Origin of the sequence: Pectobacterium sp. 1950-15 (assembly GCF_037136835.1) — a bacterium.
GTDB lineage: Bacteria > Pseudomonadota > Gammaproteobacteria > Enterobacterales > Enterobacteriaceae > Pectobacterium.
Genome location: NZ_JBBBQR010000022.1, coordinates 51,483 through 69,155, shown reverse-complemented (window position 1 = coordinate 69,155; position 17,673 = coordinate 51,483). Strand labels below are relative to the sequence as shown.

Sequence of the window (17,673 nt, the reverse complement as noted above, 5' to 3'; positions counted from 1 at the left end):
GCCCGCAATTTTTTAATTGCGGGCTTGAGGATATTCTATGTTACCTGACGACAGTACATACCGGACGCAGGCTTATTCCCACTCAATTGTCGCAGGTGGCTTACCCGATACGTCATAAACAACGCGGGAGATGCCGTCGACTTCGTTGATGATGCGGTTGGATACGCGGCCCAAGAAATCGTATGGCAGGTGTGCCCAGTGCGCGGTCATAAAGTCGATGGTTTCTACCGCACGCAGTGAGACAACCCAATCGTATTTACGGCCATCGCCCATCACGCCCACGGAACGAACCGGCAGGAAGACGGTGAATGCCTGACTGACTTTGTTGTACAGGTCGGCTTTGTGCAGCTCTTCAATAAAGATCGCATCCGCACGACGCAGCAGGTCACAGTATTCTTTCTTCACTTCACCCAGCACGCGTACGCCCAGACCTGGGCCCGGGAACGGATGGCGGTACAGCATGTTGTACGGCAGACCCAGTTCCAGACCGATCTTACGCACTTCGTCTTTGAACAGCTCTTTCAGCGGCTCAACCAGACCCAGCTTCATCTCTTTCGGCAGGCCACCCACGTTGTGGTGGGACTTGATCACGTGCGCTTTGCCCGTCGCAGAAGCCGCAGATTCGATGACGTCCGGGTAGATGGTGCCTTGTGCCAGCCATTTCACGTCAGTTTGCTTGCTGGCTTCTTCATCGAACACTTCAACAAACACACGACCGATGATTTTACGCTTGGCTTCTGGATCGTTTTCGCCAGCCAGCTCGCCCAGGAAGCGATCTTCCGCTGCCACGTGAACAATGTTCAGGCCAAAATGATCGCCGAACATTTCCAGCACCTGATCGGCTTCGTTCAAACGCAGCAGGCCGTTATCGACAAACACGCAGGTCAGGCGGTCACCAATCGCACGGTGCAACAGCATCGCAGTCACAGACGAATCCACGCCGCCGGACAGGCCCAGAATCACCTGGTCGTTGCCCACTTGCTCACGAATACGGGTCACCGCATCGTCGATAATCTTGGCTGGCGTCCACAGTGCTTCACACTGGCAAATGTCACGGACAAAACGCTCTAACATGCGCTGGCCCTGACGGGTGTGCGTCACTTCCGGGTGGAACTGCACGCCGTAAAAACGTTTTTCTTCGTTCGCCATGATGGCAAACGGACAGGTATCGGTACTCGCAACGGTCTCAAACCCTTCCGGGATTGCCGTCACTTTGTCGCCGTGGCTCATCCAGACATCCAGCAGCGGTGCGCCCGTCGCGCTCAACGCATCCTGAATATCACGCACCAGCGCGCTATCCGTCTTCACTTCTACCTGCGCGTAACCAAACTCACGCTCGTTGGAACCTTCAACGTGGCCACCTAACTGCATCGCCATCGTCTGCATGCCGTAGCACACGCCTAATACCGGTACGCCAGCGTTGAAAACGTATTCTGGCGCGCGCGGGCTACCAAATTCGGTGGTGCTTTCCGGGCCGCCGGACAGGATGATCCCGTTCGGATTAAACCCGCGAATCTGCGCTTCCGTGACATCCCATGCCCACAGTTCACAGTAAACGCCCAGTTCACGCACGCGACGTGCAACCAGTTGCGTGTACTGCGAGCCGAAATCCAGAATAAGAATGCGGTGTTGATGAATGTTTTGCGTCATGAGGAGCATGTTCCAAAAAGCTAAAAAATAAGTAAACCCGGCGAATAGCCCTAAAAAGACAGGCAATAGTACCGGGTTTATCGGGTTAAATCAGCCCGCAAATTACCTTATGAACCCATACGGTAGTTTGGTGACTCTTTAGTAATGGTAACGTCGTGAACGTGGCTTTCCTGAATGCCCGCGCCGCTGATGCGTACAAACTCAGCCTGCGTGCGCAGCGCGTCGATAGTCGCGCAACCCGTCAGCCCCATACAGGAGCGCAAGCCGCCCATCTGCTGGTGAACGATCTCTTTCAGACGGCCTTTATAGGCTACGCGGCCTTCGATACCTTCCGGCACCAGTTTGTCGGCCGCGTTATCAGTCTGGAAGTAACGGTCTGATGAACCTTTGGACATCGCGCCCAGTGAACCCATACCGCGATAAGATTTGAATGAACGCCCCTGATACAGTTCGATTTCACCTGGGGATTCTTCCGTACCCGCCAGCATGGAACCGACCATGACACAGGCCGCGCCTGCTGCGATAGCTTTAGCGATGTCGCCGGAGAAGCGGATACCGCCGTCGGCGATGACCGGAATACCGGTGCCTTCCAGCGCTTCAACCGCATCGGAGATCGCCGTAATTTGCGGTACGCCCACGCCCGTCACGATACGGGTAGTACAGATGGAGCCAGGGCCGATACCTACTTTGACCGCGCTAACGCCCGCTTCAACCAGCGCTTTCGCGCCTGCACCCGTCGCGACGTTACCGCCGATGATTTCGAGGTTCGGGTATTTAGCACGTGTTTCACGAATACGCTGCAATACGCCTTCGGAATGGCCATGTGAGGAATCGATCAGCAGAACGTCAACACCTGCGGCAACCAACGCATCAACACGCTCTTCGTTACCTGCACCAGCACCAACCGCCGCGCCTACGCGCAGACGACCGTGTTCGTCTTTACAGGCGTTTGGTTTACGTTCTGCTTTCTGGAAATCTTTTACCGTGATCATGCCGATCAGGTGGAATTTGTCGTCAACGACCAGCGCTTTCTCGACGCGTTTTTCGTGCATCTTTTGCAGCACGACGTCACGCGCTTCACCTTCTTTAACGGTGACCAGACGCTCTTTTGGCGTCATGAATGCGCTAACCGGTTTTTCCAAATCGGTCACAAAACGCACGTCACGACCGGTGATGATACCGACCAGTTCGTTGTCTTTTGCCACGACAGGGTAACCCGCGAAGCCGTTGCGCTCGGTCAGCTCTTTCATTTCACGCAGCGTCGTTTCTGGGGTGACCGTCTGTGGATCGACCACAACGCCACTTTCGTGTTTTTTCACGCGGCTTACTTCTTCCGCCTGACGCTCAATGGACATATTTTTGTGAATAAAGCCCAGACCGCCTTCCTGCGCCAGCGCAATAGCCAGGCCGGATTCGGTAACGGTATCCATCGCTGCGGACAGCATAGGAATATTCAGGCGAATGTTTTTCGTCAACTGCGTGGACAGATCGGCAGTATTAGGCAGAACAGTAGAATGAGCGGGAACCAGGAGGACGTCGTCAAACGTCAGTGCTTCTTTAGCGATACGTAGCATGGGCAATATCTCACCAAGGTGGATGTAAGAATAGATAAAATATTGCCGTGGCATTATACAGAGCGTAATCGGTTGCCTCCAGCATTATTTTACTAAAATGCTTGATTACCTGTTTCAGGTAGGTAGTATCGATCAATTAAGTGACTGTTTTAAAATTTGATCTGGCTCACAATGTCTCAATTTCCCTCCTCTGCAATTTTTACCGTTAGCCGACTGAATCAGACGGTTAGACAACTGTTGGAAATGGAAATGGGCCAGATTTGGCTCTCCGGTGAAATCTCCAACCTCTCTCAGCCCTCATCCGGCCATTGGTATTTCACGCTGAAAGATGAGCGTGCACAGGTGCGCTGCGCGATGTTCCGCACCAGCAACCGCAGGGTGACGTTCCGTCCACAAAACGGCCAGCAGGTGCTGATTCGGGCCACCATCACGCTGTATGAACCTCGTGGCGACTATCAGCTGCTGGCGGAAAGTATGCAGCCTGCCGGTGACGGTCTGTTGCAACAACAGTTTGAACAGCTCAAGCAGAAACTTGCCGCCGAAGGGCTGTTTGACCAGCAGTTTAAGCAGGTGCTCCCCTCTCCCGCCAAACAGGTCGGCGTGATTACGTCAGCCAGCGGTGCCGCCCTGCACGATATCTTGCAGGTATTGCAGCGCCGCGATCCGTCGCTGCCGGTGATCGTGTATCCCACGTCGGTGCAAGGCGCAGACGCACCGCTACAGATTGTTCGCGCTATTGAGCTGGCTAACCAGAGAGAGGAGTGTGACGTGTTAATCGTCGGGCGCGGCGGCGGTTCGCTGGAAGATCTGTGGAGCTTTAATGATGAACGGGTGGCTCGTGCCATCTTCGCCAGCCGCATTCCTATCGTCAGCGCCGTCGGCCATGAAACCGATGTCACCATCGCCGATTTCGTCGGTGACCTGCGAGCCCCCACGCCGTCCGCTGCTGCCGAGTTAGTGAGTCGTAACCAACTTGAACTGTTGCGCCAAATCCAGTCCCAGCGCCAGCGGCTGGAAATGGCGATGGATTATTACCTCGCCCAGCGCAACCGGGAATTTACTCGTCTACACCACCGCTTGCAGCAACAACATCCGCAACTGCGGCTGGCCCGTCAGCAGGCACAACTGGTCAAACTGCGCCAGCGTCTGGATGACGCCATGCAGCAGCAGCTTCGACAGACCTCACGCCGAAGTGAACGCTTACAACAGCGCCTAATGCAACAGCAGCCGCAGACCCGCATCCATCGTGCGCAACAGCGTTTACAGCAGTTGAGCTATCAGATGCAGAGTGCAGTGGAACGCCAGTTAAATCAGAACAAGCAGAAGCTCGGTATCGCCTGTTCACGTCTGGAAGGCGTTAGCCCGCTGGCGACGCTGGCGCGCGGCTATAACGTCACCACCGCCCCAGACGGTAAGGTACTGAAAAACGTCACGCAAATTACCCCCGGTGAAACGCTGAAAACTCGCTTGCAGGACGGTTGGGTAGAAAGTCAGGTCACGGCGCTGGTGCCGAACCCAGATTCTGTGAAAAAGCGGCGAAAACCCTCATCTCAGTCATAAAAATCGCGCGATCGGCATAAAACGCACAGGATGGGGATTTATCCTAAAACAACGGCGATCCCCCATTCTTCCCCCTATCATCTGAACTATACTCATTCTTAGCTCACTAAAATTTATGCCCGTCATACTGCAAGCTGCATGTTAGCGGTGAAGCAGATGGGATAAAAATACAGTGAGCTTTATTGATCGTCTGTGTTACCCCTGATGAGCGTTTTCAAGGAGATGAGGTATGAAGTCCAGACCGATTTGTAGCGTGATTCCCCCTTATATTTTGCATCGCATTATTGCAAACGGCACAGACGAGCAGCGCCACTGCGCGCAACAGACGCTGATGCACGTTCAGTCATTAATGGTCAGCCACAACCCACGCCCGGAACCCCATGAGAAATTACCCGCCGGGCAGGCTAATCGCAGCATCCACGATGCCGAACAGCAGCAACAGTTGCCCGGCAAGCAGGTGCGTGCGGAAGGCCAACCCAGCAACGGTGATATCGCCGTCGATGAAGCCTACAACTATCTGGGCGTCACCTATGATTTCTTCTGGAAGATTTTCCAACGTCACTCACTGGACGCCGAGGGGCTGCCGCTGACGGGCACCGTGCATTACGGTCAGGATTACCAGAACGCCTTCTGGAACGGGCAACAGATGGTATTCGGGGATGGCGACGGCAAAATCTTTAATCGCTTCACGATTGCGCTGGATGTAGTCGCGCATGAACTCACTCACGGCATTACCGAACACGAGTCAGGACTGATTTATTTCCGTCAGTCCGGTGCGTTAAATGAATCGCTATCCGATGTCTTTGGCTCCATGGTCAAACAGTACCATTTGGGGCAAACCGCTGAGCAGGCCGATTGGCTTATCGGTGCCGAGCTGCTGGCAGACGGTATTCACGGCATGGGGCTGCGCTCGATGTCCCTGCCGGGCACGGCGTATGATGATGAACTGTTGGGTATCGATCCTCAGCCTTCTCATATGAGCGAATATGTGAATACGCGCGAAGACAACGGCGGCGTACACTTGAATTCAGGCATTCCCAACCGGGCATTCTATCTGACGGCCATCGCGCTGGGCGGGCATTCCTGGGAAAAAGCCGGCCGCATCTGGTACGACACGCTGTGCGATAAGTCACTGCCGCAAAATGCGGATTTCGAAATTTTCGCGCGCCATACGATCCAACATGCCGCTAAGCGTTTTAACAATACCGTTGCAGACATCGTCATGCAGTCGTGGGAAACCGTGGGCGTGGAGGTTCGTCAGGAGTTCTTATGAAGACGCTGCCGGAGCTCAACGAAGACGCCATCATTGAGTTGGCGCGTGAAGGGGGATTCGCCTTTATCCCCAAGCTGGCGGGGTCGCGACGCTTCACGCTCGCCAGCGTGACGCCACCCGAGCGGGAACGCATTTGTAACGCGATCCGTAATGCCTTTCCTCAGGCTCGCGATCCCGGTGAACCAGACGGCCCGGGGCGCGGTGACCAGTTCTATTACCGCATCCACATCAGCTACCGTCACCCGCAGCAGAATCAGTGTGCCGATGTTATCCTGCTGATCCCGGAAGACCGTGCGCCGCCGGAACTGACCGAGCTGTGGCGTAACGGCGCACAGGCGTAGCAATAGGCTTAATCGGCAGGTGTATAGCTGAACACGACCCGCCGTTTGGAAATCATCCCGTGCTGCTGGCAGAAGTAATCCACCGCGCCACAGGCTTTCAGTTCCTGAAGTAAGTGGTTACATTCAGGGCATGACGCCTTACGCAGATAATGCTGTCGGCAGCCCTCACATAAAAATGAACCATCAGGTTGCCACAGCATCACGTGGTGACAATCAGGACAAAACGCATCCATCTTTTTCCTCCATTTTGCTACCAATAACGCGTGATGATCAGAGGTTAAATCACACCGAGAGAACGCAGCACATACAGACCAATAGCAATCATGAAAAACGCGCCAACCGTCGTCAAACCAATAATATTGGCTGCCAGCGTGGCGTTTCCACCCATCGCACGCGTCATTGCATAGCTACCCGCTGCGGTTGGCGTTGAGGAAAACAGAAAAATAATCCCCAGTTCGACACCGCGAAATCCGACAAGCCATCCGCCCAGCGTGAGCAGCCCCGGCACAACGAATATCTTCGCCACAGAAGACAGCACGGCCACATTCGACGAACGGAACATACTACGCCATTCCAGACTGGCTCCGGCACACAACAACGCCAGCGGCAACGCCATTGAGGAAATAAAGCCACCGGTCTGCTTGATGACGCTCGGCATTGGCAGTTGGCTTTGCCCGTAGGCCGCACCAAGAAGCAGACCAATAATCAGCGGATTGGTCACAATACCGCGCAGCAGTTGGCTTACCGGAATCTTCTGTTCAGGTGATTGCCGCTGCAAGCTGCGCGTCAACGTAATGACAGACAGTGCGTTAAACATAATCACCGTCACCATCAGATACAGTGAGCCAACAGCAATGCCTTCATCACCGTAAGCACTCATCGCAAACGCCAGCCCCATTACGCCAGTATTTGAACGGAACCCGCCTTGCACAAAGATGCCACGTTCCTTTGGATCCTTGACGAGCTTCACCGCCGCGATTTCCAGCAGCAGAAATGTCGCCAATGTCCCTATCGTGCCATACACCACCAGCGGCCACTGTTCCGAAAACGACTGGTGATTACCCGCAACACTAAAAAACAGCAGGCAGGGAAGAGAAAGATTGAATACAACCCGCATTGCCGTATCACAAAACGCATCATTCAGCAGATTGAGTTTGCGTAACGCGATACCTATCAACAGCATCAGCACATTGGGCATCGTGACGTTGAATGCAAAACTCCAGGTTTCCCAGGACATGACTCTCCTTGATTATTATTGGTCTTGTTAACGGCGATTCGTTTCGTCTCTGACAAAACGGGGCGAATATCACTATTCGCCCCGTTAATAAATTACTTACCTTTTTTAATGTGTGACATCAAACGCTTACGCTTGCGTAGCTGGTTTGGCGTCAGCGTGTTGCGCTTGTCCGCAAAAGGGTTTTCCCCTTCTTTAAACTGAATACGAATCGGCGTACCCATTACGTCCAGCGAACGACGATAGTAGTTCATCAGATAGCGCTTGTAAGAATCCGGCAGGTCTTTCACCTGATTCCCATGGATCACCACAATCGGCGGGTTATAACCACCGGCGTGCGCATATTTCAGCTTCACGCGACGGCCGCGCACCAGCGGCGGCTGGTGATCGTCTGATGCCATTTGCATGATACGGGTCAACATCGCCGTGCTCACGCGACGAGTGGCGCACGCATAGGCTTCGGTTACGGACTCAAACAGGTTGCCCACGCCACTGCCGTGTAGCGCGGAAATGAAGTGAATACGGGCAAAATCGATAAAGCCGAGGCGCAGATCCAACGTCTCTTTCACCTGCTCACGCACTTCCTGTGACAGGCCATCCCATTTGTTCACCACAATCACCAGTGAGCGCCCACTATTGAGGATAAAGCCCAGCAGCGAGAGATCCTGATCGGAAATACCTTCACGCGCGTCGATAACCAGCAGTACCACGTTGGCATCTTCAATCGCCTGCAACGTTTTGATGACGGAGAATTTTTCTACCGTTTCCGTCACTTTGCCGCGCTTACGCACACCCGCGGTATCAATCAGAACGTATTCGCGTTCGTCGCGCACCATCGGGATATAGATACTGTCACGCGTCGTGCCCGGCATGTCGAACACCACCACGCGCTCTTCGCCCAGAATACGGTTAGTCAGCGTGGACTTACCCACATTCGGACGTCCGACAATCGCCAGTTTGATCGGCAAATCTTCAGGGTTGAAATCGTCTTCAGCTTCTTCTTCGCTAGCCTGCTCGTCCGCTTCTAACGCTGCCCAGTAAGCTGCGTTCTCTTCTTCTTCGCTTAACTCAACAGGCTCTTCTATTTCATCTTGTACAAACGGCAGCAGAACCGTTTCCAGCAATGAAGTCACACCACGACCGTGAGACGCGGCAATCGGGTACACTTCCCCCATTCCGAGCGAGTAGAAATCTGCCGTGACCATATCCGGGTCAAGGCCGTCGGTTTTGTTCGCCACCAGCACCGTCGTTTTTTCACGGCTGCGCAAGTGCTTGGCAATGCCTTCATCCGCAGGCATCAATCCCGCGCGGGCATCCACCATGAACAGCACGATATCCGCTTCTTCAATCGCCACCAGCGATTGACCGGCCATACGCGTTTCCACACCGTCTTCGGTACCGTCGATCCCACCGGTATCGACGATAATAAATTCATGCCCTTCCACTTCTGCACGACCATACTTGCGGTCACGAGTCAGCCCAGGAAAATCCGCCACCAATGCATCACGAGTGCGCGTTAAGCGGTTAAATAGCGTGGATTTCCCCACATTCGGGCGCCCGACCAGCGCGACGACAGGTATCATTGTTACAACCTCATTACTTATATTTCAATACGTTACAGCGAAATACTCGCTGACGATAAAAAGACGAAACGGCCCCTGATAATGTCAGGAGCCGTTATACGAGCACACCCAAAACGCTGTGCTCCAAATTGATACGAGTTACTTAGCGAGTGAACGCGTAGACATCACCGTTTTTCGCCTGAATCAGCAGCTTGTCGCTGGCAACCACAGGCTTGCCGAGGAAGCCAGAGCTATCCACTTTTTGCTGCGCCACGAAACGACCATCCGCCGTATTCAGCCAGTGCAGATACCCTTCAGCATCGCCCACCACCAGATAGCCGTTATACAGCACCGGGGCCGTTAAGTTACGGTGCAGCAGATCGCTTTGACGCCACAGGCTCACGCCACCGTTAGTGTTCAATGCAACAACGCGATCGTCCTGATCGACCAGATAGATGCGGTCGCCGTCGATGATAAAATCATGCACTGAGCCCAGTTCACGCTTCCACAGAATCTGACCGGAACGCAGGTCCAGCGCGGTCATGTTGCCATTGTAACCCAGCGCGTAAACCACTTCGCCCGCGACAACCGGCGTCGTATCGACATCGTTCAGACGATCGATTTCGGTCGCCCCACTCGGCTGTGAAATACGCTGCTGCCAGATAAGCTGACCCTGATTGATCATCACGGCGTTTACACGACCGTTGTCACCACCCACAATCGCCGCACCAAATGCGGTTGTCGGGGCGGATTCACCACGCAGAGACAGCGTTGGCATATCCAGGTTGACGCTCCATTTGATAGCGCCATCCGCTTCATTCAATGCCTGCAACATACCGTTGCCAGTATGAATCAACACCACACCGTCGCTGACGACAGGGCGAGACAGTGCTTCGCCTGCCACTTTCGTCTGCCATACTGGCGTACCATCTTCTGCATTCAGCGCATAGACCTGCGCCTTTTCACTACCAACATAGACGTGGTTGCCTGAAACCGTTACTCCGCCAGACAGCAGCGCCGGATTGTTGCGGGAGAAGAAATTGGTCTTCTCCGACAGATCGGCACGCCAAATCTCTTTGCCGTCATTCAGATCCATCGCTTTCACGGTGCCACGACGATCGGCGGCAAAAACGCGGTTGTCCTGCCATGCGGGATGAAGATTGGAGTAAAACTCGCCAATACCACTCCCAACCGAGCTGTTCCACACCTTGGTTGGCGTGAACTGGTTTTCCACCTGCGGCAGTGGAGACATAGTGACGACATCTTCTTCGCTGTTAAACAGCGAGCATCCGCTCAGCAGGGCAACAGAAACCAGTCCTACCAACAGTGTTTTACGCAATTGCATGGAATTCCTCTTAGCTGGACAGGTTATTCAGTTTCATGCGCAGTAACGCTTGCTGTGCCTGCGATGGATTGGAAGACAACCCTTTGTTGTAGGCATCACGCGCAGCCTGATTATCCCCTTTGCTCGCCAGAATATCGCCACGAACTTCCGCAGCCTGTGACGCCCAGCCTTCCAGCTTGATGGCATCCAGCGTTTTCAGCGCGTCATCCGCTTTGTTTTCTTGTAGCTGAACCCGCGCCAGACGCAGGTTCACCACCGCCAGCAGGTCGGCATCTTTCGTCTGTGACAGCGCCTGTACCAATTGCTGTTCTGCTTTCGCAAAATCTTTCAGATCGACGTAATGACGAGCCAATTCCAGAGAAGCCAGCGCGCCATAGGCGTTTTTATTCTCAGCCGTAAATTTCTCTGTTGCCGCAATCGCGTCGGTTTTGCCTTCGGCCAGCTGCTCCGTCACCTGCTGATAGGATGCGGACGCTGCCATCACGCTATCATTTTGGTGATTTTGCCAGAAACGCCAGCCAACCAGTGCGCCAACCCCCAGCACAACACCGACCACTAACGCCTTCCCGTTCTCCGCGAGGAAACGACGTAGTGCATCAACCTGTTCATTCTCTGTGGTATAGACTTCCACGGTGTCTCTCTCCTCAATCCAGTAACGTTGCCAGCCGCGATGCGACGTCGGCCTGTGCCAATGTATCCTGCTCGCCATTGCTCAGGTTTTTAACCACAACCTGACCGGCCGCCACTTCATTTTCGCCTAATACCAATGCGACGCGGGCGCCCCATTTATCCGCGCGAGCGAACTGTTTCTTAAAGTTGCCACCGCCGTAGTTGGTCATCAGTTTCAACTGCGGCAGCGCGTCACGTAATTTCTCCGCCAGCTGCATTGCGGCAACCTGCGTTCCCGCGCCGGAAGAAATCAGATAAGCATCCACACCTGGCTGAGCTTTGAAATCTGGGTTCACAGATTGCACCAGCAGGACCAGACGCTCCAGACCCATCGCAAAACCGACCGCTGGCGTTGCGTGCCCGCCCAGTTGTTCCACCATACCATCATAACGCCCACCGGCACAGACCGTGCCCTGTGCGCCTAGACTGGTGGTGACCCATTCAAATACCGTGCGGTTATAGTAATCCAAACCACGAACCAGACGCGGATTAACGGTATATGGGATACCAGACTGCGTTAAAAGTTCACCCAACGCTTCAAAGTGCTCACGCGATTCGTCATCCAGATAGTCCGTCAGCACGGGCGCGTCGTTCAGCAGAACCTGAATCTGCGGGTTTTTCGTATCCAGAACGCGCAACGGGTTGGTGTACATCCGGCGCAGGCAGTCTTCATCCAACTGATCTTTATGCTGTTCGAGGAACGCGACCAGCGCTTCACGATAGCGCGCGCGCGCGTCTAATGAACCGATCGAGTTCAGTTCCAGCTTCACGTGATCGGCAATGCCCAGCACCCGCCACCAGCGAGCCGTCATCAGGATCAATTCGGCATCGATATCCGGCCCTTGCAGACCAAACACTTCACAACCCAACTGATGGAACTGGCGATAGCGCCCTTTCTGCGGACGCTCGTAGCGGAACATCGGGCCGACATACCACAGGCGCTGTTCCTGATTATAGAGAATACCGTGCTCAATACCGGCGCGGACGCAGCCTGCCGTCCCTTCCGGACGCAGAGTCAGACTGTCGCCATTGCGATCGTCAAAGGTATACATCTCTTTTTCGACGACATCAGTCACTTCACCGATAGCGCGCTTAAACAGCGGCGTTTGCTCGACAATCGGCAAACGAATTTCATTATAGCCGTAGCCACTGAGCACCTGTTTCAGGCTGTTTTCAATACGCTGCCACAATGCCGTTTCGGCTGGCAGGTAATCGTTCATGCCACGGATGGCTTGAATATTTTTTGCCACGTCAGTTCTCTATGCGTTTTTCAAAAAATAAACCCGATTATAGAAGGATTGCCGTCGCATCTTCAATGCGGGGCATCCCCATCGGGTTCAGGAATCGTGAATTAGGCGGGTGGCGGCATGCCGCCACACCGTCAAGGTTATTTATCCACCAGATTGACGGTAATACGCTGATTTTCGTCCATCATGGAGGCTTTCGCGCGGATCTTGGCTTCTAACTGATCGATCATCTGCTCGTTATCGAAGCGCTCTCTCTGCCGCACGCCGTCTTCATAGAAGCCGCTCTTGTTGTGTCCACCCGTGACCCCAATGGTCGACACCAGCGCTTCACCGGGGCCATTCACCACGCAGCCGATAATCGAGACGTCCATCGGCGTGATGATGTCTTCCAGCCGTTGTTCCAGCGCGTTCACTGTCCCGATCACGTCAAACTCCTGACGGGAACAGGTCGGGCAAGCAATGAAATTGATTCCGCGTGAACGAATGCGCAGTGATTTCAGGATATCGAAGCCGACTTTCACTTCCTCAACCGGATCGGCCGCCAGTGAAATACGCAGTGTGTCGCCAATACCTTCAGACAGCAGTAGACCGAGACCGATAGCCGATTTCACCGCGCCGCTACGTGCGCCACCCGCTTCGGTGATACCAAGGTGCAGCGGCTGATCGATACGTGCAGCCAGCAGGCGATAGGATTGCACTGCAAGGAAAACGTCCGAGGCTTTGACGCTGACTTTAAACTGTTCGAAGTTCAGGCGATCGAGGATATCGACATGGCGCATCGCCGATTCCAACAGCGCTTCCGGCGTTGGTTCGCCGTATTTTTCCTGCAAATCTTTTTCCAGCGAACCGCCGTTCACACCAATACGGATCGGGATATTGTTGTAACGCGCACAATCGACAACCGAGCGAATACGCTCTTCGTTACCAATATTACCGGGGTTGATACGCAGACAGTCGACGCCGTATTCCGCGACTTTCAGCGCGATGCGGTAGTCAAAGTGAATGTCGGCGACGAGCGGGACATTCACCTGCTGTTTGATAAGCTTAAAGGCTTCCGCCGCGTCCATCGTTGGCACGGAGACGCGAACAATATCGACGCCAACACGTTCCAGCGATCTGATTTGATTGACGGTAGCTTCAACGTCGGTGGTTCGGGTGTTGGTCATGGATTGCACCGCAATCGGCGCACCATCACCTACAGGCACCTTGCCGACGTAAATCCGTTTTGATTTTCGACGGGTTATGGGTGCAGCGTTATGCATTACTTCATCTCCAACATTGCAGTCTTACCTGAACAACACGTTATTCTGCAGTCAGCGTCAGGCGCGCAACCTGATTGCTGCGCACAAAGCGGCTTAAATCAACCGGCTTGCCTTGAAATTGAATCTGTACCGCAGCAGGTGCGCCAATTTTAAGTTTATAGGGTGACTGACCATCCAGATTCAGCGTGCCACCATTACGCTGCATGCCGCTGAACAGTTTTTTGCCGCTGGCATCCGTCACTTCCAGCCAGCAATCGGCCGTGAAAGTCATAACCAATGCATGGGAAGCAGAGACCGGATTGCTCTCCGCTACCGTACCCGCAGCGGGGGCAACGGCCCCTGCGCCTAACAGCACATTACCCGCAGCCTGATGCTGTGCAGTATTCGCCTGTGAAGGCGCTTGGCTGGAAGGTGCCGTTGACGGCGTCGTTGAGGAAGCAGAAGAAGAAGGCGTTGAAGGTGTCGCCGTGACAGTCGCAGACAGGTCAACTGGCGTAGAAGCCGGTGCCGCAGCAGAATTCGGTGTCGCCGTTTCCTGCGGGGCGCTGTTGTCCATCAGCGGAACAGGTTGCCCTTCCGTTTGCGCCTGCATCGAACTGGCATGATCGACCATGCTGTTGATTTCCGCCTGCTGAGCCTGATGATTTTGCCACCACCATGCGCCAGTTAGCCCCAGAACAACCAGCACGACCAGCCAGGTGATTGTCATCAACCAGCCATCACGCTTTTTGCGACTTTTTTTCAGCGAAAAACTCTGCATCGGCGAGACAGAGATCGTTTTAGGTATGGCCTGCCTATCCACGGCGGGAAGTAGCTCATCTTCGGGTAAATGAACCAGCTTGGCATAAGAACGGATATAGCCGCGCAGAAAGGTCGGCGCTAAATCGGCAGGCGTCGTACCGTCTTCAATATCACGAACGGTGGAGATTTTAAGGCACAAACGCTCGGCAATAGTTTGCTGGGTAAATCCAAGACGTTCACGCGCCTCACGCAGACGTTCGCCGGGTAGTTTTGCTTCTGTTGTATCTTGGGTGGCTTCAGTATTCATTAGCTAAGAAGTGCTGGTACTGTTTAGATTGTGGAAAACTTCGCGCCAGCACGTTGCCATAACGTTCTTTATCGCCATCATGGCCCGCCAACGCGGCGAAACGAATCTGTAACCATAAGCTTTCGGCACTGGCCGGAAGACTATGCTGATAAACCTCAAGCAGCAGCCGCACTTGCTCATTTTTCCCGGCATCAAACTGTTTGTTTGCTTCCGCCAGCAAGGCACTGCCTTTCGTCGGGTCGTATTTCAGCGCCCGACTTAATAAATTGCGCGCGTTTTCAGTCTGTCCGGCATAGAAAAAGCAGTATCCCGCATTTTCCAACGCATCAGCAACCTGACTGTAATCAGGAAGTTGTGCAGCCGCACTAAACTGTCGCTGTGCCGCTACATACTGCCCTAAACTACACAGAAACGCACCGTAATTATTCATGACGCTGCCATTTTCCGGCGCCATGTTCAACACATGCTGATAACGCTGTTCAGCAAGGCGGTTTTCACCTATCCGCTGCTCGTAAAGCGCCATCCCCAATTGTGTTCGATAATCCTGCGGAGCAATCGCCACCGCCTTTTCAAGATTCTGCCGAGCCGAATCCAAATTATTGTGCGCCAGATACGCCAACCCCAGCTGCAAGCGGGTTTGAGCAATCGCTGGATTTGTCGCTTCCTGAGGCGAATGCATACATCCCGCCAGCAACAGCATCGCGAACAGGCCACTCAGCCAGTGCGCTCCGCGTAATAACGCGATTCTCTGTGATAGAGACAATCCCTGTGACAGAACCTTTGCCATCCCTGTTCCCTCTCGTTGTCCTTGCCAGACATCCTTTTGTCAGAGAGGTTACCTGAATATGAGCAGAGCGGCAGTCAGATCGGGTAACAACGCGGCGCGCCTCGCAATTTGCTCACGTTTGTCCTGCAAATCACCTCAGCGCCAGACAGCGGGGTAGCGCTTCCACGCTAACCCGCGCGCAATTCGATCTTAGACCGCTTTCACCGCGATAGGTTCACCCGCCATTTTCTTCTTCAGCGTACGTTTGGTTCTGTCCACGACTTCGCCAGCCAACTGACCGCAGGCAGCATCAATGTCATCCCCACGGGTTTTACGTACGATCGTCGTGAAGCCATACTCCATCAGTACCTTGGAGAAACGGTCAACGCGGCTGTTTGAGCTGCGGCCATACGGCGCGCCTGGGAACGGGTTCCACGGAATCAGGTTGATCTTGCACGGCGTATCTTTCAGGCATTCAGCCAGTTGATGCGCATGCTCAGTACCGTCATTGATATGATCCAACATCACATACTCAACGGTAACACGTCCCTGATTCGCATTGGATTTTTCCAGATAGCGACGTACCGCACTCAGGAACATCTCGATATTGTACTTTTTGTTGATCGGCATGATTTCGTTGCGGATGTCGTCGGTCGGCGCATGCAAAGAAATCGCCAGCGCGACATCAATCATATCGCCCAGTTTATCCAACGCAGGCACCACGCCAGACGTAGACAGCGTCACACGACGTTTGGACAGACCGAAACCAAAATCATCCAGCATGATTTCCATCGCTGGCACCACGTTAGTCAGGTTCAGCAGCGGTTCGCCCATACCCATCATCACCACGTTGGTGATGGGGCGCTGGCCGGTGACTTTAAAAGCGCCGATGATCTTCGCCGCACGCCACACCTGGCCGATAATTTCCGATACGCGCAGGTTACGGTTAAAGCCCTGCTGCGCCGTTGAGCAGAATTTGCACTCCAGCGCACAGCCTACCTGAGACGATACGCACAGCGTGGCGCGATCTTCTTCGGGAATATAAACGGTTTCTACGCGCTGGCCGCCCACCAGAATCGCCCACTTAATCGTGCCGTCGGAAGAACGCTGTTCATCTACGACTTCAGGCGCGCGAATCTCAGCGACTTCCTGCAATTTGCTGCGGAAGACTTTGTTAATATCCGTCATCTGGTTGAAGTCATCACAGCAGTAGTGATAAATCCATTTCATGACCTGATCGGCGCGGAACGGTTTCTCTCCCATCGACATGAAGAGGTCACGCATTTGCTGGCGGTTAAGATCCAACAGGTTGATTTTTTCCGCACTAGTTTTAACGGATTGAGAGGCATCAGCAGACGCCGGAGAGAATTCGGACACAGTTTGCTCGGATACGGTAGTGTTAGATGCGGTAGTGTTAGATTCCGTCGTTTCAGACACGACGATTTCAGACGCGATTTGCTTAGACATTGTCAATCCTGGCCTCGTTATTACACGTTATGGCGCTAAAAAGAAGGTTGAATTCGATGGTTATGACCAAAGAAACGCCCCGGATGAGTGCAGGCTCATCCGGGGCGCAGCATTGTACAAAGTTTAAAACAGGTAAGCTACCATCACCGCTTTTTTTCTGTGCCATTGCGTCGACACGGCACACTAACACAACGAAAAAGAAGCAACATCACACGCGCTAACCTGTTTATTACACGCACATTACGCGCGCGCGCAGATTTCGTCGTCGCTGAAGAAATAGGCGATTTCACGCTGAGCGGATTCGATAGAGTCAGAGCCGTGTACCGCGTTCGCCGTGAAGCTGTCCGCGTAATCGGCGCGCAGCGTGCCTGCCAATGCATTTGCCGGGTTGGTCGCACCCATGATGTCACGGTTACGTTGAACGGCGTTTTCGCCTTCCAGCACCTGCACCATAATTGGGCCAGACATCATGAATTCGACCAGGCCATCGAAGAACGGCTTGCCTTTATGTTCAGCGTAGAAACCTTCCGCCTGCTCACGGCTCAGACGCAGCATTTTAGCCGCAACGATGGTAAAACCTGCGCTTTCAAAGCGTGAATAAATCGAACCAATCGCATTCTTGGCAACCGCGTTAGGTTTTACGATGGAGAAGGTACGTTCTATCGTCATATTGAC

16 protein-coding genes are annotated in these 17,673 nt (G+C 53.8%); 3 read left to right on the top strand and 13 right to left on the bottom strand.

Annotation, left to right across the window (positions count from 1 at the left end; translation table 11 throughout):
* Positions 1-72: 72 nt before the first annotated feature.
* Both guaA and guaB read right to left on the bottom strand, forming a co-directional pair.
* Positions 73-1,650 (bottom strand): glutamine-hydrolyzing GMP synthase, encoded by a 1,578-nt coding sequence (gene guaA / locus WCT94_RS19060; protein WP_015841180.1) that lies wholly within the window; start codon positions 1,648-1,650, stop codon positions 73-75.
* Positions 1,651-1,757: 107 nt separating this feature from the next.
* A complete protein-coding gene (guaB, locus tag WCT94_RS19055) occupies positions 1,758-3,224 on the bottom strand; it encodes an IMP dehydrogenase (protein WP_015841181.1) in 1,467 nt (488 codons plus the stop codon).
* Positions 3,225-3,395: 171 nt separating this feature from the next.
* On the opposite strand from guaB, the gene xseA reads away from it, so the two are divergent.
* The 3 genes from xseA (at position 3,396) to WCT94_RS19040 (ending at position 6,398) form a co-directional block, all read left to right on the top strand.
* On the top strand, positions 3,396-4,784 hold the full coding sequence (xseA, locus tag WCT94_RS19050) for an exodeoxyribonuclease VII large subunit (RefSeq protein ID WP_336871171.1): 1,389 nt from the start codon (positions 3,396-3,398) through the stop codon (positions 4,782-4,784).
* 229 nt (positions 4,785-5,013) lie between these two features.
* Positions 5,014-6,057, top strand: coding sequence for a M4 family metallopeptidase (locus WCT94_RS19045; protein WP_336871168.1), 1,044 nt, complete (start codon positions 5,014-5,016; stop codon positions 6,055-6,057).
* Entirely contained in the window at positions 6,054-6,398 is a 345-nt protein-coding gene (locus WCT94_RS19040) for a protealysin inhibitor emfourin (RefSeq protein ID WP_336871165.1), read from the top strand. The genes WCT94_RS19045 and WCT94_RS19040 overlap by 4 nt, the downstream gene beginning before the upstream one ends.
* 8 nt (positions 6,399-6,406) lie before the next feature.
* On the opposite strand, the gene WCT94_RS19035 is transcribed toward WCT94_RS19040, so the two are convergent.
* From WCT94_RS19035 to ndk, 11 genes are all read right to left on the bottom strand, one after another.
* A complete protein-coding gene (locus tag WCT94_RS19035; RefSeq protein ID WP_336871163.1) occupies positions 6,407-6,631 on the bottom strand; it encodes a zinc ribbon domain-containing protein in 225 nt (74 codons plus the stop codon).
* Positions 6,632-6,675: 44 nt separating this feature from the next.
* On the bottom strand, positions 6,676-7,635 hold the full coding sequence (locus WCT94_RS19030; protein WP_336871161.1) for an AEC family transporter: 960 nt from the start codon (positions 7,633-7,635) through the stop codon (positions 6,676-6,678).
* A 92-nt stretch (positions 7,636-7,727) separates the two neighbouring features.
* The gene (gene der / locus WCT94_RS19025; protein ID WP_015841187.1) at positions 7,728-9,215 is read right to left on the bottom strand and encodes a ribosome biogenesis GTPase Der; all 1,488 of its coding nucleotides are present in this window, start codon (positions 9,213-9,215) and stop codon (positions 7,728-7,730) included.
* Positions 9,216-9,357: 142 nt separating this feature from the next.
* Entirely contained in the window at positions 9,358-10,539 is a 1,182-nt protein-coding gene (gene bamB / locus WCT94_RS19020) for an outer membrane protein assembly factor BamB (protein WP_180741772.1), read from the bottom strand.
* Between the two features lie 10 nt (positions 10,540-10,549).
* Positions 10,550-11,170, bottom strand: a complete 621-nt coding sequence (locus WCT94_RS19015; RefSeq protein WP_015841189.1) for a YfgM family protein — start codon at positions 11,168-11,170, stop codon at positions 10,550-10,552.
* Between the two features lie 13 nt (positions 11,171-11,183).
* Complete coding sequence (gene hisS, locus WCT94_RS19010) at positions 11,184-12,458, bottom strand: histidine--tRNA ligase (RefSeq protein WP_181845623.1); 1,275 nt, start codon at positions 12,456-12,458, stop codon at positions 11,184-11,186.
* 137 nt (positions 12,459-12,595) lie between these two features.
* A complete protein-coding gene (ispG, locus tag WCT94_RS19005) occupies positions 12,596-13,717 on the bottom strand; it encodes a flavodoxin-dependent (E)-4-hydroxy-3-methylbut-2-enyl-diphosphate synthase (RefSeq protein WP_336871156.1) in 1,122 nt (373 codons plus the stop codon).
* 40 nt (positions 13,718-13,757) lie between these two features.
* A complete protein-coding gene (gene rodZ / locus WCT94_RS19000; protein WP_336871154.1) occupies positions 13,758-14,765 on the bottom strand; it encodes a cytoskeleton protein RodZ in 1,008 nt (335 codons plus the stop codon).
* Positions 14,755-15,552 (bottom strand): type IV pilus biogenesis/stability protein PilW, encoded by a 798-nt coding sequence (pilW, locus tag WCT94_RS18995; protein WP_336871153.1) that lies wholly within the window; start codon positions 15,550-15,552, stop codon positions 14,755-14,757. Before pilW ends, rodZ begins: the two co-directional genes overlap by 11 nt.
* Positions 15,553-15,741: 189 nt before the next feature.
* Positions 15,742-16,998 carry a bifunctional tRNA (adenosine(37)-C2)-methyltransferase TrmG/ribosomal RNA large subunit methyltransferase RlmN gene (locus WCT94_RS18990; RefSeq protein WP_336871151.1) on the bottom strand — a complete coding sequence of 419 codons (1,257 nt, stop codon included), beginning with the start codon at positions 16,996-16,998 and terminating at the stop codon, positions 15,742-15,744.
* Between the two features lie 240 nt (positions 16,999-17,238).
* Complete coding sequence (ndk, locus tag WCT94_RS18985; RefSeq protein ID WP_336871149.1) at positions 17,239-17,667, bottom strand: nucleoside-diphosphate kinase; 429 nt, start codon at positions 17,665-17,667, stop codon at positions 17,239-17,241.
* Between the last annotated feature and the right edge of the window lie 6 nt (positions 17,668-17,673).

Coding starts and splice junctions, on each gene's coding strand:
- guaA (WP_015841180.1), bottom strand. CDS start 1,650: ATGACGCAAAACATTCATCAACACCGCATTCTTATTCTGGATTTCGGC.
- guaB (WP_015841181.1), bottom strand. CDS start 3,224: ATGCTACGTATCGCTAAAGAAGCACTGACGTTTGACGACGTCCTCCTG.
- xseA (WP_336871171.1), top strand. CDS start 3,396: ATGTCTCAATTTCCCTCCTCTGCAATTTTTACCGTTAGCCGACTGAAT.
- WCT94_RS19045 (WP_336871168.1), top strand. CDS start 5,014: ATGAAGTCCAGACCGATTTGTAGCGTGATTCCCCCTTATATTTTGCAT.
- WCT94_RS19040 (WP_336871165.1), top strand. CDS start 6,054: ATGAAGACGCTGCCGGAGCTCAACGAAGACGCCATCATTGAGTTGGCG.
- WCT94_RS19035 (WP_336871163.1), bottom strand. CDS start 6,631: ATGGATGCGTTTTGTCCTGATTGTCACCACGTGATGCTGTGGCAACCT.
- WCT94_RS19030 (WP_336871161.1), bottom strand. CDS start 7,635: ATGTCCTGGGAAACCTGGAGTTTTGCATTCAACGTCACGATGCCCAAT.
- der (WP_015841187.1), bottom strand. CDS start 9,215: ATGATACCTGTCGTCGCGCTGGTCGGGCGCCCGAATGTGGGGAAATCC.
- bamB (WP_180741772.1), bottom strand. CDS start 10,539: ATGCAATTGCGTAAAACACTGTTGGTAGGACTGGTTTCTGTTGCCCTG.
- ispG (WP_336871156.1), bottom strand. CDS start 13,717: ATGCATAACGCTGCACCCATAACCCGTCGAAAATCAAAACGGATTTAC.
- rodZ (WP_336871154.1), bottom strand. CDS start 14,765: ATGAATACTGAAGCCACCCAAGATACAACAGAAGCAAAACTACCCGGC.
- pilW (WP_336871153.1), bottom strand. CDS start 15,552: ATGGCAAAGGTTCTGTCACAGGGATTGTCTCTATCACAGAGAATCGCG.
- WCT94_RS18990 (WP_336871151.1), bottom strand. CDS start 16,998: ATGTCTAAGCAAATCGCGTCTGAAATCGTCGTGTCTGAAACGACGGAA.
- ndk (WP_336871149.1), bottom strand. CDS start 17,667: ATGACGATAGAACGTACCTTCTCCATCGTAAAACCTAACGCGGTTGCC.